18 protein-coding genes, 2 tRNA genes and 1 rRNA gene are annotated in these 21,133 nt (G+C 71.0%); 14 read left to right on the forward strand and 7 right to left on the reverse strand.

The window, feature by feature from the left end:
• Positions 1 to 84: 84 nt before the first annotated feature.
• From obgE to AMA02S_RS22360, 4 genes are all read left to right on the forward strand, one after another.
• On the forward strand, positions 85 to 1,482 hold the full coding sequence (obgE, locus tag AMA02S_RS22345; protein WP_067461275.1) for a GTPase ObgE: 1,398 nt from the start codon (positions 85 to 87) through the stop codon (positions 1,480 to 1,482).
• A gap of 19 nt (positions 1,483 to 1,501) precedes the next feature.
• A complete protein-coding gene (gene proB, locus AMA02S_RS22350) occupies positions 1,502 to 2,626 on the forward strand; it encodes a glutamate 5-kinase (protein ID WP_174550976.1) in 1,125 nt (374 codons plus the stop codon).
• Complete coding sequence (locus AMA02S_RS22355) at positions 2,626 to 3,882, forward strand: glutamate-5-semialdehyde dehydrogenase (RefSeq protein ID WP_067461276.1); 1,257 nt, start codon at positions 2,626 to 2,628, stop codon at positions 3,880 to 3,882. Before proB ends, AMA02S_RS22355 begins: the two co-directional genes overlap by 1 nt.
• A gap of 66 nt (positions 3,883 to 3,948) precedes the next feature.
• On the forward strand, positions 3,949 to 5,739 hold the full coding sequence (locus tag AMA02S_RS22360) for a TIGR03767 family metallophosphoesterase (RefSeq protein WP_067461277.1): 1,791 nt from the start codon (positions 3,949 to 3,951) through the stop codon (positions 5,737 to 5,739).
• A gap of 97 nt (positions 5,740 to 5,836) precedes the next feature.
• Here AMA02S_RS22360 and AMA02S_RS22365 read toward each other — a convergent pair whose 3' ends face one another.
• The gene (locus tag AMA02S_RS22365) at positions 5,837 to 6,877 is read right to left on the reverse strand and encodes a M48 family metallopeptidase (RefSeq protein ID WP_067461278.1); all 1,041 of its coding nucleotides are present in this window, start codon (positions 6,875 to 6,877) and stop codon (positions 5,837 to 5,839) included.
• Between the two features lie 227 nt (positions 6,878 to 7,104).
• On the opposite strand from AMA02S_RS22365, the gene AMA02S_RS22370 reads away from it, so the two are divergent.
• From AMA02S_RS22370 to AMA02S_RS22390, 5 genes are all read left to right on the forward strand, one after another.
• A complete protein-coding gene (locus AMA02S_RS22370) occupies positions 7,105 to 8,391 on the forward strand; it encodes a phenylacetate--CoA ligase family protein (RefSeq protein WP_067461279.1) in 1,287 nt (428 codons plus the stop codon).
• Positions 8,392 to 8,451: 60 nt separating this feature from the next.
• Positions 8,452 to 9,054, forward strand: coding sequence for a nicotinate-nucleotide adenylyltransferase (gene nadD, locus AMA02S_RS22375; protein ID WP_067461280.1), 603 nt, complete (start codon positions 8,452 to 8,454; stop codon positions 9,052 to 9,054).
• A 151-nt stretch (positions 9,055 to 9,205) separates the two neighbouring features.
• The gene (rsfS, locus tag AMA02S_RS22380; protein ID WP_067461281.1) at positions 9,206 to 9,619 is read left to right on the forward strand and encodes a ribosome silencing factor; all 414 of its coding nucleotides are present in this window, start codon (positions 9,206 to 9,208) and stop codon (positions 9,617 to 9,619) included.
• Positions 9,612 to 10,274, forward strand: a complete 663-nt coding sequence (locus tag AMA02S_RS22385; protein WP_067461282.1) for a histidine phosphatase family protein — start codon at positions 9,612 to 9,614, stop codon at positions 10,272 to 10,274. The genes rsfS and AMA02S_RS22385 overlap by 8 nt, the downstream gene beginning before the upstream one ends.
• Positions 10,275 to 10,373: 99 nt before the next feature.
• Positions 10,374 to 10,446, forward strand: a tRNA-Ala gene (locus AMA02S_RS22390).
• Positions 10,447 to 10,741: 295 nt separating this feature from the next.
• Here the strand turns inward: AMA02S_RS22390 and AMA02S_RS22395 are convergent.
• Complete coding sequence (locus tag AMA02S_RS22395) at positions 10,742 to 11,341, reverse strand: peptidoglycan-binding domain-containing protein (protein ID WP_169806872.1); 600 nt, start codon at positions 11,339 to 11,341, stop codon at positions 10,742 to 10,744.
• A 243-nt stretch (positions 11,342 to 11,584) separates the two neighbouring features.
• Here AMA02S_RS22395 and AMA02S_RS22400 point away from each other — a divergent pair, with 243 nt between their 5' ends.
• The 3 genes from AMA02S_RS22400 to AMA02S_RS22410 all read left to right on the forward strand — a co-directional run bounded on the left by AMA02S_RS22400 (position 11,585) and on the right by AMA02S_RS22410 (position 12,465).
• Entirely contained in the window at positions 11,585 to 11,815 is a 231-nt protein-coding gene (locus AMA02S_RS22400; RefSeq protein WP_067461284.1) for a hypothetical protein, read from the forward strand.
• A 110-nt stretch (positions 11,816 to 11,925) separates the two neighbouring features.
• Positions 11,926 to 12,300 carry a hypothetical protein gene (locus tag AMA02S_RS22405; RefSeq protein ID WP_067461285.1) on the forward strand — a complete coding sequence of 125 codons (375 nt, stop codon included), beginning with the start codon at positions 11,926 to 11,928 and terminating at the stop codon, positions 12,298 to 12,300.
• 92 nt (positions 12,301 to 12,392) lie between these two features.
• Positions 12,393 to 12,465: transfer RNA gene (locus AMA02S_RS22410), tRNA-Ala, on the forward strand.
• Positions 12,466 to 12,505: 40 nt separating this feature from the next.
• Here AMA02S_RS22410 and AMA02S_RS22415 read toward each other — a convergent pair.
• From AMA02S_RS22415 to AMA02S_RS22425, 3 genes are all read right to left on the reverse strand, one after another.
• On the reverse strand, positions 12,506 to 13,603 hold the full coding sequence (locus tag AMA02S_RS22415) for a baeRF2 domain-containing protein (protein WP_067461286.1): 1,098 nt from the start codon (positions 13,601 to 13,603) through the stop codon (positions 12,506 to 12,508).
• A gap of 154 nt (positions 13,604 to 13,757) precedes the next feature.
• Entirely contained in the window at positions 13,758 to 14,015 is a 258-nt protein-coding gene (locus AMA02S_RS22420) for a DUF7218 family protein (RefSeq protein WP_067461287.1), read from the reverse strand.
• A 52-nt stretch (positions 14,016 to 14,067) separates the two neighbouring features.
• Complete coding sequence (locus tag AMA02S_RS22425) at positions 14,068 to 14,907, reverse strand: MBL fold metallo-hydrolase (RefSeq protein WP_067461288.1); 840 nt, start codon at positions 14,905 to 14,907, stop codon at positions 14,068 to 14,070.
• Positions 14,908 to 14,966: 59 nt separating this feature from the next.
• On the opposite strand from AMA02S_RS22425, the gene AMA02S_RS22430 reads away from it, so the two are divergent.
• Positions 14,967 to 18,221, forward strand: a complete 3,255-nt coding sequence (locus tag AMA02S_RS22430) for an ATP-binding protein (protein WP_067461289.1) — start codon at positions 14,967 to 14,969, stop codon at positions 18,219 to 18,221.
• A 286-nt stretch (positions 18,222 to 18,507) separates the two neighbouring features.
• Here AMA02S_RS22430 and AMA02S_RS22435 read toward each other — a convergent pair whose 3' ends face one another.
• A complete protein-coding gene (locus AMA02S_RS22435; protein ID WP_245667722.1) occupies positions 18,508 to 19,326 on the reverse strand; it encodes an ABC transporter permease in 819 nt (272 codons plus the stop codon).
• Positions 19,323 to 20,300, reverse strand: a complete 978-nt coding sequence (locus tag AMA02S_RS22440) for an ATP-binding cassette domain-containing protein (protein ID WP_067461290.1) — start codon at positions 20,298 to 20,300, stop codon at positions 19,323 to 19,325. The genes AMA02S_RS22435 and AMA02S_RS22440 overlap by 4 nt, the downstream gene beginning before the upstream one ends.
• 752 nt (positions 20,301 to 21,052) lie before the next feature.
• Here AMA02S_RS22440 and AMA02S_RS22445 point away from each other — a divergent pair.
• Positions 21,053 to 21,133 (forward strand): 16S ribosomal RNA (locus tag AMA02S_RS22445); the annotation flags it as partial.

Genomic DNA, 21,133 nt, shown 5'->3' on the forward strand with positions numbered 1-21,133 from the left:
TAGACGTTTTTCCGAAGGGGTGGACCAAGCACGGTCCGCCCCTTCGCCCTTTTCACCGTCGTCTTTTCACCGGGAGAGTCAACCGTGGCCGCTGGAGCGGGATCGGGCGCGCAGTTCGTCGACCGGGTGGTGCTGCACGTCGCCGCCGGCAGCGGCGGGAACGGCTGCGCCTCGATCCACCGGGAGAAGTTCAAGCCGCTCGGCGGGCCGGACGGTGCGAACGGCGGCCGGGGCGGCGACGTGGTGCTGGTCGTCGACTCGGGCGCGGCGAGCCTGCTGGAGTACCACCGGCGGCCGCACCGCAAGGCGGGCAACGGCAAGCCGGGGCAGGGCAGCCTGCGCACCGGTGCGGACGGCGGCGACGTGATCCTGCCCGTCCCGGACGGGACGGTCGTGAAGTCGGGTGAGCAGGTGCTGGCGGACCTCGTCGGCGAGGGCACCCGCTACGTGGTCGCGCAGGGCGGGCGCGGCGGTCTCGGGAACGCGGCACTCGCGACCGCCAAGCGCAAGGCGCCGGGGTTCGCGCTGCTCGGCGAGCCAGGCGACGAGCGGGACGTGGTGCTGGAGCTGAAGAGCGTCGCGGACGTGGCGCTCGTGGGATTCCCCAGCGCGGGCAAGTCGTCGCTGATCGCGGCGCTGTCGGCGGCCAAGCCGAAGATCGCCGACTATCCGTTCACGACGCTGGTGCCGAACCTCGGCGTGGTGAGCGCGGGCGACACGACCTTCACGGTCGCGGACGTGCCCGGTCTCATCGAGGGCGCGAGCGAGGGCCGGGGCCTCGGCCTTGAGTTCCTGCGGCACATCGAGCGGTCCTCGACGCTCGCGCACGTCCTGGACTGCGCGACGATGGAGCCGGGCCGCGACCCCGTCAGCGATTTCGAGGTGATCGAGCGCGAGCTCCAGGCCTACGACCGCGTGCTCGGCGACCGCCCGCTGTCGGACCGGCCGCGCCTCATCGTCCTCAACAAGGTGGACGTGCCGGACGCCCGCGACCTCGCCGAGATGGTCAGGCCCGAGTTCGAGGCGCGCGGCCTCCAGGTGTTCGAGGTCTCGGCCGCCTCGCACGAGGGGCTGCGCGAGCTGTCGTTCGCGATGGCGGCCATGGTCGAGCAGCACCGCGCGTCGCTGCCCCCGGCCGAGCCGACCCGCATCGTGATCCGGCCGGAGCCCGTCGGGGGCGATACCGACTTCGAGGTCCGGCCCATGGGGGAGAACACGTTCCTGATCACCGGGACGAAGCCCGTCCGGTGGCTGCGGCAGACCGACTTCGCCAACGAGGAGGCCGTCGGCTACCTCGCCGACCGCCTCGCCCGGCTCGGAGTGGAGGTCGCGCTCGCCGAGGCGGGTGCCGCGCCGGGCGCCACCGTGCTGATCGGCACCGTGGACGACTCGGTCGTCTTCGACTGGGAGCCCGAGGTGGCGGCGGGCGAGGCCGCCGCCGGCCCCCGCGGCACCGACCGCCGCCTCGACGGCTACCGCTGACCTCCGAGGAGATGGCCTGATGAGCGAGCGTGAAGCGATCGAGAAGGCGCGCCGGATCGTGGTGAAGGCGGGCTCGTCGTCGCTCACCACCCCGGCGGGCACGATCGACGCGGACCGCATCGACGCGCTGGTGGACGTCCTCGCCGCCCGCCGCGACGGGGGCACCGAGGTCGTGTTCGTCTCCTCCGGCGCCATCGCCGCCGGCCTCGGGCCGCTCGGCCTCACCCGCCGTCCGCCGGACCTCGCGACCCAGCAGGCGGCGGCGAGCGTCGGCCAGGGTCTGCTGTTCGCCCGCTACACCTCCTCGTTCGCCCGCTACGGGCGGACGGTCGGCCAGGTGCTGCTCACCGCCGACGACATGATGCGGCGCTCGCACCACCGCAACGCGCAGCGCACCCTCGCGCAGCTCCTCGCGCTCGGCGTGCTGCCGATCGTGAACGAGAACGACACCGTCGCCACCGACGAGATCCGGTTCGGTGACAACGACCGCCTTGCCGCCCTCGTCGCACATCTGATCCGCGCGGACGCGCTGATCCTGCTCTCGGACGTGGACGCCCTCTACACCGGCGACCCGAGCCGTCCCGGCTCCCGCCGCGTCGCGGACGTGCGCGGGCCGTCGGACCTGGCGGGCATCGAGCTCGGCGGGTCGGGGCGGGTCGGCACGGGCGGGATGGTCACCAAGGTCGAGGCGGCCCGGATCGCGGGCATCCCGGTCGTGCTGACCAACGCCGCGTCCGCTGCGCGCGCGCTCGCCGGCGACGCCGTCGGCACCCTGTTCCACCCCGGGGAAGGGCGGCGCCGCTCCACCCGGCATCTCTGGCTCGCCCACGCCACGACCGGCGCCGGGCGGGTCATGCTGGACGCCGGCGCCGTCGAGGCGGTCGTGCGACGCGGCAAGTCCCTCCTGCCGGCGGGCGTGACGGGCGTGGACGGCGATTTCGCCGCGGGCGACCCCGTCGACCTGTGCGGCGCGGACGGCGAGGTCGTCGCGCGCGGCCTCGTCAACTACGACGCGTCCGAGATCCCGGACCTGATGGGCCGCTCCACGCGCTGGCTCGCCCGCGAGCTCGGCCCCGAGTACGAACGCGAGATCATCCACCGGGACGACCTGGTCGTCCTGACCGACGGAGAGAAGGACGAGTGATGAGCGAGCGCGAGGAGTTCCTGGTGGTGGCGCGGCGCGCCCGGGAGGCCGCGGCGGGGCTCGCGCCGCTGCCGCGCGCCGTCAAGGACGCGGCGCTGCACACGGTGGCGGACGCACTCGCTGCCGCCGCGCCCGAGATCGTCAAGGCGAACGAGGCGGACGTCGCGCGGGCGCGGGACGGCGGCACGTCCGAGTACATGATCGACCGGCTGAGCCTCACGGTGGAGCGGATCGCGGCGATGGCCGAGGCCGTCCGCAAGGTCGCTGCGCTGCCCGATCCGGTGGGGGAGTCGGTGCGCGGCACCGTCCTGCCGAACGGGCTGGAGCTGCGGCAGGTGCGGGTGCCGCTCGGCGTGGTCGGCATCATCTACGAGGGCCGTCCGAACGTCACGGTGGACGCCGCGGCGCTGTGCCTGAAGAGCGGGAACGTGGCCTTGCTGCGCGGCTCGTCCTCGGCGCACGAGTCGAACACGGCGCTGGTGGGGGTGATGCAGAGCGCGCTCCAGGGCACCGGGGTCCCGGCGGACGCGGTGCAGCTCGTCCCGGGGACGTCGCGGGAGTCGGTGAAGCACCTGATGCGGGCCCGCGGCCTGGTGGACGTACTGATCCCGCGTGGCGGCGCCTCGCTGATCGGCTCGGTGGTGGAGGAGTCGACCGTCCCGGTCATCGAGACGGGTGTCGGGAACTGCGCGGTGTACGTGGACGCCGCCGCCGACGTGGACATGGCGGTGGACATCCTCCTGAACGCCAAGACTCAGCGTCCCTCGGTGTGTAACGCGGCGGAGACCTTCCTAGTGCATGCCGATATCGCGGACGCGTTCGTCCCGCGCGCGCTTGAGGCGCTCGGCAAGGCGGGGGTCACGGTGCACGGCGATGACCGGATGCGCTCGTACGGCGAGGACGTGGTGGAGGCGACACAGGACGACTGGTACGCCGAGTACCTCTCCCTCGACATCGCCGGACGCGTCGTCGACTCCCTGGAGGACGCCGTGGCGCACATCCGCACGTACGGATCGGGGCACACCGAGGCGATCGTCACGACCTCGCAGCCGGCGGCCAAGCGGTTCGTGGCCCTCGTCGACTCGGCGGCCGTGATGGTGAACGCCTCGACGCGCTTCACCGACGGTGAGGAGTTCGGGTTCGGTGCGGAGATCGGCATCTCGACGCAGAAGCTGCACGCGCGCGGGCCGATGGGTCTGCCGGAGCTGACGTCCACGAAGTACGTGGTCACCGGCGAGGGGCATCTGCGTGGCTGACGGGTCGCCCAAGTAGTGGGTTATCGCCATTGATGGCCCGTTGGTGGTGTGGTCTGATTCACGACTGTGACTCGTGAGTACAGCCGCCGCCGCGTCCTGAAGGGCGCCGCCCTCGGCGCGGGGATCGCCTCCACCGGACTGGTCGCGTTTCCCGCGCGCACCGCGTCCGCGTCCCCCGCCGCGCCGACCTCCGTGTCCGCCGAGACCGGGCCCGCGCTCCGCGGCCCGGTCGCCGGCACCACCCTTGACCGCACCTTCCTGCTCGGCGCGCCCGGCGCCGGCGGGTACCGGCAGGTCGTCGCCGGGCCCGGCGAGCCGCACCTGCTCCGCCGTGACCTCGGCGGCACCGCCGCCGCGCGGCGGGCCGCCACCCGGCGCGGGATCCTGGCGTTCGGGCACCTGACCGACGTGCACGTCGTCGACGCGCAGTCCCCGGCCCGCGTCGAGTTCGTGGACCGGCTCAAGGACGGGCTGCTCCTGCTGCCGGTCGAAGGCGCGTACCGCCCGCAGGAGATCCTCAGCACCCAGGTCGCCGACGCCATGGTCCAGGCCATGAACAAGGTCGGCCGGGGCCCCGCGACCGGGCTCGGTCTCGCCTTCACCATCAACACCGGCGACGCCGCCGACAACGTCCAGTACAACGAGGTGCGCTGGGTCATCGACCTGCTGGACGGCGGGCGGATCCGCCCCGACTCCGGCGACCCGGACCGGTACGAGGGCGTCATGGACCACGTGTCCTATGACCGCGCGTTCTGGCACCCGGACGGGCCGCCGTCCGGCGCCGAGGCCGACATCCCGATCAGCCGGTACGGCTTCCCGCGCGTCACCGGCCTCATCGACGCCGCGCGCAGGCCGTTCCAGGCCACCGGCCTCGCGTCCCCCTGGCTGGCGACGTTCGGCAACCACGACGGTCTCGTGCAGGGCAACCTGCCCGTCAACCCGCTGGTGTCGGGGCTCGCGACCGGCCGCATCAAGATCGGCGCGCCGGCGTCCGACGCGCAGGCCGCGCGCCTCGCCCGGATGCTGCGCGACGCCGACGCGAGCGAGCTGGTCCGGCTCAGCCGCGAGCAGGGCGGCGCGGGCGGCCTGTTCCGGCCGGTCACCCCCGATCCGCACCGCCGGATGCTGACGCGCGCCGAGGTCGTCGCCGAGCACTTCCGGACGACCACCTCCCTGCGCGGCCACGGCTTCACGCAGGCCAACCTCCGGGACGGGACGGCCTACTACGCGTTCGACAGAGGTGTCGTGCGCGGCCTCGTCCTCGACACCGTCAACCCGAACGGCTACTCGGAGGGGTCGCTGGACAAGGCGCAGTTCGCCTGGCTGGAGGCTCAGCTCAAGGCCGGTAGTGGCCGCTACCTGCGCGTGGACGGCACCGTCGTGGAGAACGGCGTCGAGGACAGGCTGTTCGTCCTGTTCAGCCACCACCCGATCGGCTCGCTGGAGAACTCTCTCGGCGGCGACCGCGTTCTCGGGGACGAGGTGAAGGCGGTCCTGCTCCGCTACCCCAACGTCGTCCTGTGGGTGAACGGGCACACGCATCGCAACCAGGTCATCCCGCACGCCCGCAAGGGCGGGGGAGGGTTCTGGGAGGTCAACACGGCCGCGCACATCGACTTCCCGCAGCAGAGCCGCATCGTCGAGATCGCCGACAACGCCGACGGCACGCTGTCGATCTTCGCGACCGTGCTGGACTCCGCCGCCCCCGCCTCCTACGACGGCCGCCTCACCGACCCCGTCCGGCTGGCGTCGCTGTCGCGTGAGCTGGCGGGCAACGACTGGCAGGAACGCGAGGAGCACCGCCGCGGGGAGATCTCCGACCGCAACGTCGAACTCCTCGTCCCCGCCCCCTTCTGACGGCGCGCCCTCCCGGGCGTGCCCGGGCGGGAAAGGGCCGCCGCGTCCGTGTCGCGGCGGCCCGGTCTCTCCCGTCCTCGTTCAGCGGAGCCGGCGGTCAGTTCGAGCTGTCGGTGGGACCGGTGTCGCGGCGGCCGCCGAACCGGTCGAACAACCCGCCCGCGGCGCCCGCCGCCGCGTCCGCCATGTCACGGACCTTCCCGACGAACGGGTCGGCCGTCCGCTCCCACGACTCCCGGTAGGACTTGGCGGCGTTGCGGATCTCCTCGGTGACCGAGGCGTCGCCGTCGTCGTCGCGGCGGGGGTAGTCGCCCGCCAGGATCCGCTCGTACTCGCCGCCCTTCGCCCACCGGTCGATCTCGGCGAAGCGGATCACCGCGTACGGGTGCGACTGCGGCAGCAGGTTCAGGAACTTCAGCAGCCCGTCCCTGACGTCGCCGGCCGCGTCGTACTCGCGGGCCTGCGCCAGGAACGCCTCGCTGCTCATCTCCGTCAGCCGGGTGCCGCCGGCGAGCTTCATGTGCGTGCGCTTCGCGGCGTCCAGGTCCTGCCCGGCGAGGAGCCCCGCCCGGTCCGCCGACAGCTCCGCCTTCCGGAACCACTCCCGCAGCCCGATGATGATCGCCGCGATGCCGATGTTCCCGAGCGGCAGCCAGGCCAGCCGGGACCCGAGCTGCAGCAGGATCTGCATCATCGTCTGGTAGACCGCGTGCCCGGACAGGATGTGCCCGACCTCGTGGGCGACGACGAACCGGAGCTCCTCGTCGTCCAGCAGGTCGATCAGCCCGGTGTTCAGGACGATGAAGGGGTGGTCGGAGCCGATCGCCATCGCGTTCGGCATCGGGTCCTGCTTGACGAACAGGTCCGGGACCTCCGGCAGGTCCAGGATGTAGGAGGCGTCACGGACCATGTCGTAGATGTTGCGGAACTGGTCCTCGCCGACGCGCACCGTGCCGCCGAGGAACATCAGCCGCAGCGCCCGCTCGTTGATCAGGCCCGACAGCTTCCGCAGGACGACGTCGAACCCCGACAGCGACCGCAGCGCGACCAGCGCCGACCGGTCGGCGGGATGCTCATAGGCCCGGGAGCTGATTCCGGGGAAGCGCGTACGCGCCCTGTCGGGAGCGTTCTCCGTCATGTCTGACCTCCTGATCGTGCAGAGCCCGCCTCCCGGCGGGAGGGAAGGCGGCGCCAAGCCGTTGCAGGCTGGGACAAGCGGATGTGGACGACGCCATGTCTGGCATGGTAGTTCCGACGAACCACCGTGCCGCAGGGTTCCCCGACGTGGGGATCAGGTCGGTTCCGGGGGTGTGGGGGTCGTTCCCCACAGAGGCACAGTCCGGCTCCGGCCCCGGGAGGCGTCCGATGTTCGACCCGAGATCCGAGGCGATGTCCATCGACGAGCGCTCCGCGCTCCAGCGGCACCGGCTCTGGGGCCTGGTCGACCGGCTCCTCGCGGCGGGCGGCGTCCAGGGCCGGCGCCTCAAGGACGCCGGTGTCACCGGTGGGTCCGATGTGACGCTCGCGGGGCTCGCGCGGCTTCCGTTCACCACCAAGCAGGACCTCTGGGACCACTACCCGTTCGGGATGCTCGCCGTGCCCCGCGACCAGGTCGCCGCCGTGCACGGATCCAGCGGGACGCGCGGGCGGCCCACGCTCGTCGCCTACACCAGGGCCGATCTCGACCTGTGGGCGGCGATGTGCGCGCGGTCGCTGTCGTGCGCAGGCGCGGTGCCGGGAAGCATCGTCCACAACGCCTACGGTTATGGACTGTTCACCGGTGGCATCGGCGTCCACCAGGGTGCGGTGGCGCTCGGCGCGACCGTCGTGCCGATGTCGGGTGGGATGACCGGCCGGCAGGTTCAGATGCTCGCCGACCTGCGCCCCGACATCCTGACCTGCACGCCCGCGTACGCGCTGCGGCTGGGCGAGGCGGTCGCCGAGGCCGGGGTCGAGCTGCATGCGCTGAAGGCGGGCCTGTTCGGCGCCGAACCCTGGTCGGAGGAGCTGCGCGCGGCGATCGAGCGCGTCCTGCCGATCAAGGCGATGGACATCTACGGTCTGTCCGAGGTCATCGGCCCCGGCGTCGCCACCGAATGCCTGGAGCAGGACGGGCTGCACGTGAACGAGGACCATTTCGTCGTCGAGGCCGTGGACCCGTCCAGCGGGGAGCCCGTCGAGGACGGAACGCCCGGCGAACTCGTCTTCACCACGCCGACCAAGCAGGCCCTTCCCCTGCTCCGGTACCGGACGGGCGACCTCGCGTCCCTGAACCGCCGGGAGTGCGCCTGCGGGCGGACCCTCGTCCGGATGAGCAAGATCATTGGACGGGTGGACGACATGATCGTCGTCCGGGGCGTGAACGTGTACCCGAGTGAGGTCGAGCGGGTCCTGCTCGGTTCCGGGCTCGTCGCCCCGCACTACCAGCTCGTCGTGGACCGGCGCAGCCCCGCAGTCCGGCTGCTCGTCGCCTGCGAGGCGCTGCACGGCGATCCGCGCGACGAGCTCGTCCGCGCGCTGCACGAGTCCCTGGGACTCACCGCGGAGGTGTTCACGCTGCCGCCCGGAACCGCTCCCCGCACCGAGACCGGCAAAGCCGTCCGGGTCGTGATCTGGGAGGACGGCCGCCCGCCGCTGCCCGGCCTCGGCTGATCCCCGCGATCGGTGGGGCGGACGTTCCGGGCATGGCACCCGCTGGCTATTCTCGTCGCCATGACGCAAAAGCGGCGGCTGGGGATCATGGGCGGCACGTTCGACCCGATCCACCACGGGCACCTCGTCGCCGCCAGCGAGGTGGCCCACTTCTACTCCCTCGACGAGGTCGTGTTCGTCCCCACCGGCCTGTCCTCCCACAAAGGCGGCCGCAAGGTCGCCGCCGCCGAGGACCGCTACCTCATGGCCGTGATCGCCACCGCGTCCAACCCCCGCTTCTCTGTCAGCCGCATCGACATCGACCGGCCCGGCGCCACCTACACGGTCGACACCCTGCGGGACATGCGCGAGCTCCAGGGCCCGGACGCCGAGCTGTTCTTCATCACCGGCGCCGACGCCCTGGAGAAGATGCTCACCTGGCACGACACCGATGAGCTGTTCGAACTCGCCCATTTCATCGGCGTCACCCGCCCCGGCCACCGCCTCGCCGACCCCGGGCTGCCCAACGGGCGCGTCTCGCTCATGGAGGTCCCCGCCCTGTCGATCTCCTCCACGGAGTGCCGCGAGCGCGTCGGCTCCGGCGAGCCCATCTGGTACCTCGTTCCCGACGGGATCGTCCAGTACATCAACAAGCGCGACCTCTACCGGGCCCGCGCCGCCTGAGCTGGGCGGGCCACCCGTCCGGCCGCATACCCTGGAAGGGACGGGGCCGCGGCACCGATGCGGCCGAACAGCGACAATTAGGGTCGTCGACCGCCACCCGTGAGAAGGTGTTACCGGACACGACCCCTACAGGGAGGATCGCGAGCGCATCGTGACCGCATCGGACAGGGCAGAGCAGCTGGTCCGGATCGCCGCCGAGGCGGCGGGCGACAAGCTGGCCGACGACATTCTTGCCTACGACGTGAGCGAGCAGCTCGTCATCACCGACGCGTTCGTGCTCTGCTCCGCGCCCAACGACCGTCAGGTTCGCGCCATCGTCGACGAGGTCGAAAAGCGGCTGCGCGAGGAGGCGGGCGCCAAGCCCGTCCGCCGTGAGGGCGAACGCGAGGGCCGCTGGGTGCTGCTGGACTACGCGGACGTCATCGTGCACATCCAGCACGAGGAAGACCGCCTGTTCTACGCGCTCGAACGGCTCTGGAAGGACTGCCCCCTCCTCGACCTGCCGGACAGCGTCACCGCGCACCAGGCCCAGCGTGCCCGAGCCGTCGGGAGCGCGAGTGAGTGACGCCCGTCCCACCCGCGAGCCGGGGAAACGCACGCTCGTACTCTGGCGGCACGGGCAGACCGCATGGAACGTCGAACGCCGCTTCCAGGGCAAGACCGACATCCCCCTGGACGACACCGGCCTCCGACAGGCCCAGCGCGCCGCCGGGCTCCTCGCCGGGCTCCGCCCCACCGACCTCCTCGCCTCGCCGCTTCGCCGCGCGGCCGAGACCGCACAGTCCCTCGCGGCCGTCACCGGGCTCGCCGTCCGCTACGACAAGGACCTGATCGAACGCGACGGCGGCGAATGGGAGGGGCTCACCTCCCACGAGATCCGCGAGCGGTACCCCGCCGAGCACGCCGCCTGGGAACCCCCCGGCGGCGAGACCAGCGCCCAGGTCGCCAAACGCGTCGGCACCGCCCTCGAACGCGCCCTCGACGAGCTGCCCCCGACCGGGCGGCTCGTCGTCGCCTCGCACGGCGCCGCGCTCCGCCTCGGCATGTCCCACCTCCTCGGCCTTCCCGAAGAGGTCTGGGAACGCCTCGGCGGCCTCTCCAACTGCTGCTGGTCCGTCCTCACCGAGATGCGCAACGGCGGCTGGCGCCTCGCCGAGCACAACGCGGGCACCCTCCCCGAACCCGTCCTCAGCGACGACCGCGCCGACAACGGCGCCTGACCGGGCGCCCGCCCGGCCCGTCCCAAACGATTCGAGACCAGCCCCCGGAGTCCTATACACTGGCGAGGCGCTGCGGGATGAACGTCCACGCAGTCGCGCGGGGCTATGGCGCAGTTGGTAGCGCGCCTCCATGGCATGGAGGAGGTCTGGGGTTCGAATCCCCATAGCTCCACGAGTCGGGCCTTGGTGCTCGTCGAGCTTCGCTCGACTTCGCCGAGGCCCGCAGTGTTTTCCCAGGGGGGCGACCCCCTGGAACCCCCGATGTGGGGGCTCCGCCCCCACGCCCCGGCGCGCGCTTTTGGGGCTCCGGCCCCTCGCCCCCCTTTCAGGGGCCCGCTCCTATTCCCGGGCGTGCGTTTTTTGGTTTTTGCCCCCTGTCTCCATTTTGAGGGTTTCGCCTTTTTCTTTACCTGGTGGTGGATGCCGCCTTGCGACCTTTGAGAGGTCGCAAGGCGGTGGTCGGTGGCTTAGTGGCCGGGGGTGCCCTTGTTCTCGGCGCCCACGCCGAAGGCGGCGTGGAAGGTTACCGGTCCGAAGATTCCGTCGGCGCCGATCCGCTTGCGCTTCTGGAAGGCGATGACGGCCTTCTGCGTGGCCGGACCGTAGACGCCGTCCACGGAGAGGCTGGGAGCCTGGAGGACCTTCATCGCGTACTGAATGCCCTTGACCTGGTTCTTGCGGGAGTTGCCCTGCCCCGTGGCGCCGGCGTCCTTGCTGATCGCCACCCAGGTCTTGGCGTTGATCGTGCCGGTGGCGGTCAGGCCGTGTCTGCTCTGATAGCGCTTGACCGGTTGGACCATGTTCTGCAGGTACACGTTCCCCTGGCCGGAGCCAGGCGCGCAGCCGTTGTAGTAGCCGAACTGGGTCAGGAAGCAGCGGACGGACGCGACCCGGTAGCCGCGGTCGCCCACCTTCAGCTCGACCCAGGACTGGGCCTGGATGGCCCGGAGCACCGCCGGGTCGGTACCGGGTCCGTCGGCGTGGGCCGTGCCGGTGGCGCCGATTCCGGCGCCGACCGCCAGTGCGGCGGCCGTAAGGCCCATTGCCGCACGTAGCATGATCTTCATTGGGAATCCCCCTGTCCATTGGTTGATCCTGCTATTGAGTGAGATGCCGGCCCATGACAAACGGTTCTCGACTTTCCGCGGAAGTGTTGGCGGGAAATGACGAATGGTGTTCGTCGTCGGTTTACGTACATTCCGAATCTTTACTGTTTGATGGGACAGTGTGTAGTGTCCTTCGGTAAAGATCCGGCGGACAGAGGGGACGAACGTCACGAACAGTCCCGCCGGGGTGGTTTCATGCGGGGTATGGGAAGACATCGCCGGGGTGCGGCGCGCGAGGTCACGGTGGCGGAGCTCATCGAGGAGCTTCGCCGGTTCGATCCCAGGATGGAGGTGCGGCTGGCGATCCAGCCGCGGATGCCCCAGGAGCACGCGGTCGGCGCGGTGGCGGAGGCCGACGGGATGGTGTGGATCGGTGACGCGGGGCAGCGGGGGTACGCCCCCGACGCGGTCGGCGAGCGCCTGGGGTGGTCCTGACGCAAAGGCTTCGCCATGGCGGCGGCTACCTTTCGCCGTGCCGCGCTTCGGCATCTCGATCATGCGGAAACAGCCACGTAGTGGCGATGTGATCGAGATGAGGTTGAGCAATGAGACTACGGATCACCGGAAAGCGACTGCTGCCCGCGGCGCTGGCCGCCGCCTCCATCCTGGTGATGGCGGCGCCCGCGTCGGCGCTTCAGGCTCCGCCGGATCCGCTCGCCCACGAACAGGAGGATGACTGCGCTCGCGCGCTGAAGGTGCTGTCGATCCTGCGGCTGCTCCCGAACAGCCCGGACGTCGCCAGGACCCTGTGCTCCACGAAGGAGTCCAGGGAGCTCGACGAGTACAACCGGGATTCGGACTCGAGCGAGAGCGGCGAGTTGTTCGGCCTGCCGAACCTGCCGGACCTGCCGGAAAGCCTCACCATCAAGATCCCGGGGCTCGACAAGCACCCGGACGCCCACCCACGCGGCGAGCGCTGATCCGACCCGTTGGGCCACGGAGGGAAAGATCCTCCGTGGCCCAACCTCCTCCCAACGTGCACTAAGCTTTTCCTCGGCCGGTTCGCCGGCGCGGGGCTATGGCGCAGTTGGTAGCGCGCCTCCATGGCATGGAGGAGGTCTGGGGTTCGAATCCCCATAGCTCCACTCACAGGTCTCCGGGCGTGGTCCGGGGGCCTTTTGTTCTTCAGGCGGTGTAGCGCAGGACGGCGCCCACGTGCAGGCCCGAGTTGGGGCCGTCGGACGGCAGGACGACCAGGTCCCCGTCCGTCGCGGCGACGGCGCGGACCAGGGCGGCGTCCGCACGCTCCTCGCGCGGGTCCCCGACGCCGAACTCGATGCGCAGCTCGTCCGGCGAGGCGGCGACGTGCGACGGCTCCGGGCCGATCCACAGGCGGGCGGGGGAATCGGGGTCGTCGTCCAGCAGGAGCGTCTCGACCTGGCCGTTCCGGACGGCCTCGACCGTCGCGGGAAGCCCCGCCACGGCGCGCTGGCCGTTCGCCAGCTCACGGTCGAAACGCTCGGCCACGGCCATAATGCGCTCGGCGGTCTTGAGCTTCAGGACGCGGTCCAGCTCGGCGCCGAGGTCAGGGTCGTCCACGTCGATGTTGCGGTCGGACTCGACGGTGCGCTCCAGGACGGTCTCGGAGACCTCGTCCAGGACGGCCGTGCGGGCGCGCGTGTCGCCGGCGATCACGATGGCTTCGGCGCCGCAGCGCTCGGCGGCTCGGTCGATCTCGTGGGCGACCTGCTTGGCGTTGGCCCTCCAGACGTTCTCGGCCGCGCGTTGGAAGCGGGGCTGGTTCCAGTCACCCGCCTTGGTCTTGTGGATCGGGTACTCCTCCCCTTCCACGTCGACGTGGTGGTGCTCGCCGGTGGCGGTCACGCAGTCGATGGCGCCGCCGCGGCGGTTCACGACCGCGACGAGGTGCGGGAATCGCTCGCCGCGCTCGACGAGATAGGGCAGGACATGCGGGAGTGGGGCGACGCGGGCCTGGGGCATGCGGGGCGCGTCGGGGAGCCGTTCGCGGTGCACCACCTCGCCGTCCGCCGCGAAGAGCACCAGCCCCTCGGAACTGCGGAGGTCCATCTCCTCGGCGATGATCTGCTCGATCGCGCCGAGCGTATCCTTCGGGGCGTTCTGGGCCTCCAGGTCCGTGCGCAGTGCCCGCCATCGGAGTTCGGCGGCCTTGGACGCGTCCTCGGTGTTCCGGGTCAGATCGGCGTACACCGAGGCATAGGGGCCCGGACGTTGGTAAAGCGTCTTGAGGAATGCCAGATCCATGGGTTGGCCCTACCCGTCCCGCATGGGGCAAACGTAAAGGATGCGACGAGTGAGACGTCTCCGCTCCGCAGCTTGCTGAACCAGCGCGCAGGCCAGGCGGACCCGGCGACGCGCTGCGGGAGCAGCACCAGTACGCCGCGGTCAGCCGGCTCCATCAATGGTTGCGCAGCGCGTCGACGAGCTGCGACTTGTTCATGGACGAGCGGCCCTCGATGCCGATCTGGCGGGCGCGCTTCATCAGGTCTTCCTTCGACCAGTCCGCGTAGGACGGGCTCTTGCCGCCCCTGCGGCTGACCTTCTTCTTCCCCTGCCCAGCGGACGCGTTGGCGATGCGCGCGGACTTCTCCTTGCTCTCGCCCTTCTTGCGGAGTTCCCGGTATGTCTTCTCGTCCTTGATCTGTGCCCTCGGCATGGTGCCCGTTCTCCTTTCTGGAACGGGGGCGGTGATACCCGCCGGGCCTGGCTCAAACGTCACCGCGAGCCTTGTCGCCCGAGGTCCAGGCATCGAGGACGCGGATGAACGGGGCTGGTAGGTGCGGTGCGGCGAGGACGCCGTCGTGCTCGCGCAGGCCGGCCAGCAGCGCCGTTCGGGTAGCGGCGGCCTTCTCGGCGTCGTCGTCGTAGATGTAGCCGACCGACGGATCGGCGAGCTGGACGGGGTGCAGGACGACATCCCCCGCCACCACCAACTCCATGTCCCCGAGGACGACCGACTGGTGCCCCGGCGTGTGGCCAGGCGTCGGCACGGCCTTGAGGGCGGGGGCGAGAGTCGTCTCCCCGGTGACCGGGTCCAGGAGAGGGCCCAGCGGACGGACGACGTCGTCCAGGACGGGACCGCCGCCGCTTTCCAACCAGTCGAGCTCGGCCCGCTGGACGAGGTGGCGGGCGTTCGGGAAGACCGGCTCGCCCTTCGCCACGGCACCGCCCACGTGATCGCTGTGCAGGTGGGTGAGGACCACGACGTCGATGTCCTCCGGGGCCAGGCCCATGTCGGCCAACGCGGTGGGCAGCACGCCGGGCACCGGTGCCCAGGACGCGGCAGGGGAGTCCTCCGGGCCGAGACCGGTGTCGACCAGGATCGTCGGCCCCGTGGGGACGCGCAGGACGAAGCAGTGGAAGCGCAGGATCCATTCGCCGTCCGGACCGAACACCTCGGGGGTCTCACGCCGGAGCCGCTCCCAAAGGGCGTCGGAACCGGGGAACGTCTCGGGCAAGGGGCGCCGCAGCGACGCGCCCATCGGCCCGATCGCGTCGCATAGCGGAACGATCTCGATGTTCGACACTGTCCTCGAATCCTGCTTCATGCCACGACGATCTCAGACGCGGCCGGCATCAGGGACAATGGCAGCCGGAAAGGGGACACGTGCGCATCGGCATCCTGGGCCCGCTCGAAGTGCGGGACGTGGCCGCCCGGCCGGTCGAGGTCAGCGGCCCGCGTCTGCGCGCCCTGCTGGTCCGGCTGGCGGCGGAGGCCGGTCGTCCGGTGTCCGCCGAGCGGCTGCTGGACGATCTGTGGGACGGTGACCCTCCCGGCGGCAACGCCCTGCAAGCCCTGGTCTCGCGGCTGCGCGGCGCGGCGGGCCGTGACCTGGTCGAACACGGTCCGGGCGGGTATCGGCTGGCGGTCGACCCGGGCGAGGTGGACGCGGTCGCGTTCGAGCGGGCCGTCGCCTCGGCGCGCGGGGAGGCGGATCCGGGCCTGCGCGCGGAGAAGCTGGGCCGCGCGCTCGGGCTGTGGCGTGGACCGGCGCTCGCCGACGTCGCCGACGCCGACTACGCGTCCCGCACGATCGCGCGGCTCGGGGAACTGCGGCTCGCGGCCGTCGAGGACCGGGCGGACGCCCGGCTCGCCGCCGGCCTGCCCGTCCCGCCGGTCGCCGAACTGGAGCCGCTGGCCGTCGCGCATCCGCTGCGGGAACGGCTCCGGGGGCACTACATGCGCGCGCTGTACGCCGCGGGCCGCCAGGCCGACGCCCTTGAGGTCTTCGAGGAGACGCGGCGGGCGCTCGCCGGCCGGCTCGGCGTCGATCCGTCCGCCGGGCTGGCGGCCGTCCATCTGGCCATCCTGCGCCGCGACGACGAGCCCGCCGGCGTCGAATCCGCGGCGTCCGTGGCCGTCGCGGCGCGTCCCGTCAGGACGAACCTGCCCGCGCAGCTCACCAGCTTCGTCGGGCGGGAGGAGGAGTCGCGGCGGGTCGGCGAGCTGCTGCGCGAGAGCCGCCTCGTCACCCTCACCGGGCCCGGCGGCGCGGGTAAGACGCGGCTCGCCGGGGAGAGCGCCGCCGCGCTCGCCGACGAACTTCCGGACGGCGTGTGGTTCGTCCCGCTCGCGCCGGTCAGCGACTCCGGCGACGTGGTGCACGCCGTGCTGGCCGCGCTCGGCGTGCCCGAGACCGTCCGTCCCGCCGAGACCCGCACGGCCACCCGCCCGCTGGACCGGCTCGCCGACTTCCTCGCGGCCAAACGGATGGTCATCGTCCTGGACAACTGCGAGCATCTCGTCGAGGCGTCCGCGCGGCTCGTCGACCACGTCCTCGGGCTGGCCGCCGGGGTCCGCGTCCTCGCCACCAGCCGCGAGCCGCTCGGCATCACCGGCGAGTCGCTGTGCCCGGTGCCGTCCCTGCCGCTGCCGCCCGAGGAGGAGACCGCGCCGGACGAGGCGCTGCGCTACGGTGCGGTCCGGCTGTTCGCCGACCGGGCCGCGGCGGTCCGACCCGGATTCGCGGTGGACGAGGAGACCGTCGCGGACGTCGTCGAGATCTGCCGTGCGCTGGACGGCATCCCCCTCGCGATCGAGCTGGCCGCCGCGCGGCTGCGCTCCCTCACCCCCGGCCAGGTCGCCGCACGGCTCGGCGACCGGTTCCGGCTGCTCGCCGCAGGCAGCCGCGCCGCCCTGCCCAGGCACCGTACGCTGCGGGCCGTCGTCGACTGGAGCTGGGACCTGCTGGACGACGTGGAGCGCACCGTCCTGCGCCGGCTGTCGGTGTTCGCCGGTGGCGCGACGCCGGAGAGCGCGGTCCGCGTGTGCGGGCTCGCGGCGCCCGACGCGCCCACCCCCGGTGACGTCATCGACGTGATCGCCGCGCTGATCGACAAGTCCCTCGTCATGGCCGAGGGCGACCCCGAGGTCCGCTACCGGCTGCTGGAGACCGTCCGCGTCTACGCGGGCGAGCGGTTGGAGCAGGCGGGTGAGGCCGCCCGTGTCCGCGCCGAGCACGCCGCGTACTGCGCCTGGCTGGCCGAGCGCGCCGAACCGGAGTTGCGCGGCCACGAGCAGCTCTACTGGGCCGACCGGCTCGGCGCCGAGCGCGACAACTTCGCCGCCGCGTTCCGCCACCTCACCGACTCCGGCGACGCCGCGACCGGGCTGCGGCTCGTGGCGGCGCTCGTCTGGTACTGGCTCATGCGGGACCTGGAGGTGGAGGCCGGCGGGTTCGCCGTCATGATCCGGCAGATGGTCGGCGACGACCCGCCGCCCGGCCTGGACGAGGAGTACGCGCTCTGCGTCTTCTCGGCCGATCTCGTCAGCGAGATGACCTCCGAGCCCGGCCCCACCGCCGAGTCGCTGCGGGCGACCCTCGACCGCGTGATCAGGCTCGTGCCCGAATCGCCGCGCCACCCCGTGCTCGTCCTCGCCCGTCCCGCCTGCCTCATCTTCGGTGGAGACATGGAGGGGACCCGCCAGGGGTTGCTGGCCGTCACCGACCACCCCGATCCGTGGGTGGTCGCCCTTGCGCGCGCCATGCTCGGTTACCTCGCGTTGAACGAGGGCCGGATCGAGGAGGCGGCGGAGGAGGTCGCCGCCGGGCACGCGCTCTTCGGCGAGATGGGCGACCGCTTCGGCCTCATCCTCAGCATCGGCGGGCTGCTCCATATCGCGATGGCCCGCGGTGAGACAGCCGAAGCCGTCCGCCTGGGGGAGGAAGGGTACGGATACGCCACGCAGGGGGTGAGCCCAGAGCAGGGGTCCTCGATGCTCATCCAGCTCGCCCGCGCACGGGCGAAGCAAGGTGACCTCGTGTGCGCGCGCCGGGACGCCGAGCAAGCCGAAATGGACACCGAACGCATCGGCGACCTCTCCAACGCCACGTCCGCCGCCCTGCTGCTGAGCGAACTGTCACTCCAGGAGGGCGATATAGCGGGCGCGCGTTCCTACGCCGAGCGCGCCTACGACTGGTGCGAGCCGCGCCGGCACCGTCCCGACTTCACCGAGGTCTCCCGCCGGACCTACAGTCGCCTCGGCTGCCTCGCCGAGGAACAGGGCGACCTGGCCGCCGCCGCCGACTGGCATGCGCGGGCCTTCGACCGGTTCGAGGACGACGTCTTCTCCAGCAACCCCGTACTCGGTGGACTGGTCGAGGGCTTGGCCGCTCTCATCGCCGCGAGCGGTGACCACACCCGCGCCGCCGAACTCCTCGGCACCGCGCATACCCTGCTCGGTTTCCGCGACGACGGGTCCTACGACGTCCGCCGGACGGTCGCCTCCGTCACCGAAGCCCTGGGCGAAGCCGCCTTCGCCGCCGCCTACACCCGCGGCCGCGACGTCACCCGCGAACAGATCCTCACCGATGGGCCGAGACTGATCGCCTCCAGGAGGCCCACTACCGCGCATCCCTGAGACGCCGCGGCCAGCCGCAGCCCGCCGTCGTCCGAACGGCTGGGACAGGGGAGTGGGCGACGCCCTCGCCTCACTCGCCTCCCTTGGCTTCGGCCTTCCGATTCGCCCGTGGGACCTGACGGGCGCGGGACTGTCTCTGTCCCTCCAACTGCGTTCATCGCAGGCACGCCGCTCGGGCGAGCACACGACCTCGCTTCGCGATCTGTCCCGGTGAGGTTCGCCTTCGGCGTTGCCTCACCGGGACAGGTAGCGCGCGCGTGACTGCCGAGGCTCCCTGGGACAAGCCCTACGCTCTCCGGGCGTACATCCGCATGGCCAGGGGGAACGTGACGAGCACGATGCCCGCCGCCCACGCGAGCGTGTACCAGACATGGTTGCCGACCGAACCGCCGATCGTCAGTGCTCGCACCGCGTCCGCCAGATGAGTGACGGGATTGATGTCCGTCCACTTCTGCAACCAGCCAGGCATGGTGGACGTGTCCGAGACCAGCACGCTGCTGCCGAAGGTCAACGGCATCACCCAGAGGAACGAGAATCCCTGGACCGTGTCCGGCGACGGTGCCACAAGCCCCACCAACACCGAGATCCAGCACACCGCCAGGTAGAACACGTACGCGAGTGCGAACGCCGCCAGCACCGACAGCGGATCGGTGTGGAACCGGAACCCCAACAGCGACCCGAAGGTCACCAGGACCGTCATCACGATGATGAACCGGACGGTGTCGCCCAGCACCGTCCCCAGCAAAGGGGCCGACCGCGCGATCGGCAGGCTCCTGAACCGGTCGAACACCCCCTTGTGGATGTCCTCGTTCAGCGCCGTCCCGAGTCCCATCGTCGCGAACATTGTCATCTGCGCGACAAGGCCAGGCAGGAGCTGTTGCAAGTAGTCGTGAGTGCTGCCCGCCACCGCCCCACCGAACACGTACAGGAACAGCAGCAGGAACACGATCGGTATCAGCGTCGTGTCCAGCAGCTTCTCCGGCGAGTGCCGCAGCTGCGCGATGTTGCGCCACGCCAGCGTCAGGCCATGGCGCAACGTCCTGCGCGGGCTGATGCGCGCCGGCGGCTCCGCGATCGGACGTGTTCCTACGGTCATCGCGTTCATGCCACGCTTCCTTCCGTGACGAGATCGGTCGCGGGCTCCTCGGCCGGATGCCCGGTGAGCGTGAGGAACACCTCATCCAGACTCGGCATCCGCAACGCCAGCTCCGCCGCCACGATGGACGCCTCGTCCATCCGCCGGACGAGCGCCGACATCACCGCGGGGTCCGCCACCGGCGCCGTGACCAGCCCCGCCGGCTCCTGGACGTCCGGCCGCTCGCCGGTCAGCTCGGCGACGATCGACGTCAGCTGAGCGGTACGGAACGCCTCGCTCGCGCGGACGCTGAGCGTCTGCCGCCCGATCTGGGATTTCAGATCATCGGACGTCCCCTCCGCGATCACCCGTCCGTGATCGAACACCATGATCCGGTTCGCGAGGGCATCCGCCTCCTCCAGATACTGCGTCGTCAGAAGGACCGTCGCGCCCTCGGTGACGACACCGCGGACCGTCTCCCACACCTCGTTGCGCGCGCGGGGATCCAGGCCGGTCGTCGGCTCGTCCAGATAGATGACCTCCGGACGGTTGATCAGGCTCGCCGCCAGATCCAGCCGCCTTCGCATACCGCCCGAATATGTCTTCACGGCGCGCGAACCGGCCTCGGCCAGCCGGAACCGGTCCAGCAGCTCCCGAGCCCTGGCCCGCGCCTCCGCCCGGCCGAAGTCCAGCAGCCGGGCGATCATCACGAGGTTCTCCGTCCCGGTCAGTTCCTCGTCGACCGAGGCGTACTGACCGGTCAGCCCGATCATCGCCCGGACCCGCACAGCATCGGTGACGACGTCGTACCCGCACACCTCCGCGTGCCCGCCATCCGGTTTCAGCAACGTCGCCAGGATGCGTACGGCCGTGGTCTTGCCCGCCCCATTGGGGCCCAGCACCCCGAGAACGGTGCCCCGCTTCACCGCGAGGTCCACCCCGTCCAGGGCCTTGGTCTCCCCGAATCGCTTGCGAAGGCCCTCTGCCTGGATCACATGCTTCATGTCGGCCTCTCGGTCTTGTTCGCTCTGCCGTTCCACGATGGGTGAGGCCGCTGACACGGCACGCACATGGGGACTCCGAGGCCTGACGTGGCGCTGACATGGCGCTGATGTTGACCCCTCGAATACGCGTGACCAGCAGATTTCTGGGAGGTGGCGAACGCGTGGCCGCGCTGATTTGACGGACCGTACGGCGGTGCCTAGTGTTCTTCCTGCCCCGAGGGGATGCGGGACGCCGGGAGGCGGACGGCCCCAGGGGAAGCCACATGAGGAAAACGGTTCGAAGCTTGCTACGAACCGAGGTACTCTTGAGTGGCTAGCCCGGAAGGGATGCAGGACGCCGCGAGGTGGCCGACCCTAGGGACTCCCTCGAAAGATCATTCACAGGCGGCTCTCTCGCTGCCTGCGATGGTGCACGGGGGACGGGCGCCGATCCTGAAGATCGACTCAGCTGAGTGGGTTGACAGGAGCGAAGATTCCGGTAAGTTAGAAGGGTTGCCCCGGAGCGGGGCCCGCGGGAGCGGGTTCGGTGCGGTGGGTGTCCGTTTCTTGAGAACTCAACAGCGTGTTAAAAGCCAGTGCCTTTATCGGCTCGGCCGGTTTTCGGTCGGGTCGCCCCGTGCCATCGTTCCTTGGTGTTCGGTGGTGGGGATTTCTTTGAGGCAATGCGATTCCTCCGTGTGGAGGGGTTGTTTGCTGGGATTTTCTCTGAGGTTTGGCTGCTTGGGGTTCGCCCCCTGGGTGGTCGTGTGGCCTTGATGGAGAGTTTGATCCTGGCTCAGGACGAACGCTGGCGGCGTGCTTAACACATGCAAGTCGAGCGGAAAGGCCCCTTC

Origin of the sequence: Actinomadura macra NBRC 14102 (genome assembly GCF_001552215.1) — a bacterium.
Taxonomy (GTDB): Bacteria; Actinomycetota; Actinomycetes; order Streptosporangiales; family Streptosporangiaceae; genus Spirillospora; species Spirillospora macra.

Excerpts from the sequence above, each read along its gene's own strand:
- proB (WP_174550976.1), top strand. The coding sequence starts at position 1,502 with ATGAGCGAGCGTGAAGCGATCGAGAAGGCGCGCCGGATCGTGGTGAAG.
- AMA02S_RS22355 (WP_067461276.1), top strand. The coding sequence starts at position 2,626 with ATGAGCGAGCGCGAGGAGTTCCTGGTGGTGGCGCGGCGCGCCCGGGAG.
- AMA02S_RS22365 (WP_067461278.1), bottom strand. The coding sequence starts at position 6,877 with ATGACGGAGAACGCTCCCGACAGGGCGCGTACGCGCTTCCCCGGAATC.
- AMA02S_RS22370 (WP_067461279.1), top strand. The coding sequence starts at position 7,105 with ATGTTCGACCCGAGATCCGAGGCGATGTCCATCGACGAGCGCTCCGCG.
- nadD (WP_067461280.1), top strand. The coding sequence starts at position 8,452 with ATGACGCAAAAGCGGCGGCTGGGGATCATGGGCGGCACGTTCGACCCG.
- AMA02S_RS22395 (WP_169806872.1), bottom strand. The coding sequence starts at position 11,341 with ATGAAGATCATGCTACGTGCGGCAATGGGCCTTACGGCCGCCGCACTG.
- AMA02S_RS22400 (WP_067461284.1), top strand. The coding sequence starts at position 11,585 with ATGGGAAGACATCGCCGGGGTGCGGCGCGCGAGGTCACGGTGGCGGAG.
- AMA02S_RS22405 (WP_067461285.1), top strand. The coding sequence starts at position 11,926 with ATGAGACTACGGATCACCGGAAAGCGACTGCTGCCCGCGGCGCTGGCC.
- AMA02S_RS22415 (WP_067461286.1), bottom strand. The coding sequence starts at position 13,603 with ATGGATCTGGCATTCCTCAAGACGCTTTACCAACGTCCGGGCCCCTAT.
- AMA02S_RS22420 (WP_067461287.1), bottom strand. The coding sequence starts at position 14,015 with ATGCCGAGGGCACAGATCAAGGACGAGAAGACATACCGGGAACTCCGC.
- AMA02S_RS22425 (WP_067461288.1), bottom strand. The coding sequence starts at position 14,907 with ATGAAGCAGGATTCGAGGACAGTGTCGAACATCGAGATCGTTCCGCTA.
- AMA02S_RS22435 (WP_245667722.1), bottom strand. The coding sequence starts at position 19,326 with ATGAACGCGATGACCGTAGGAACACGTCCGATCGCGGAGCCGCCGGCG.
- AMA02S_RS22440 (WP_067461290.1), bottom strand. The coding sequence starts at position 20,300 with ATGAAGCATGTGATCCAGGCAGAGGGCCTTCGCAAGCGATTCGGGGAG.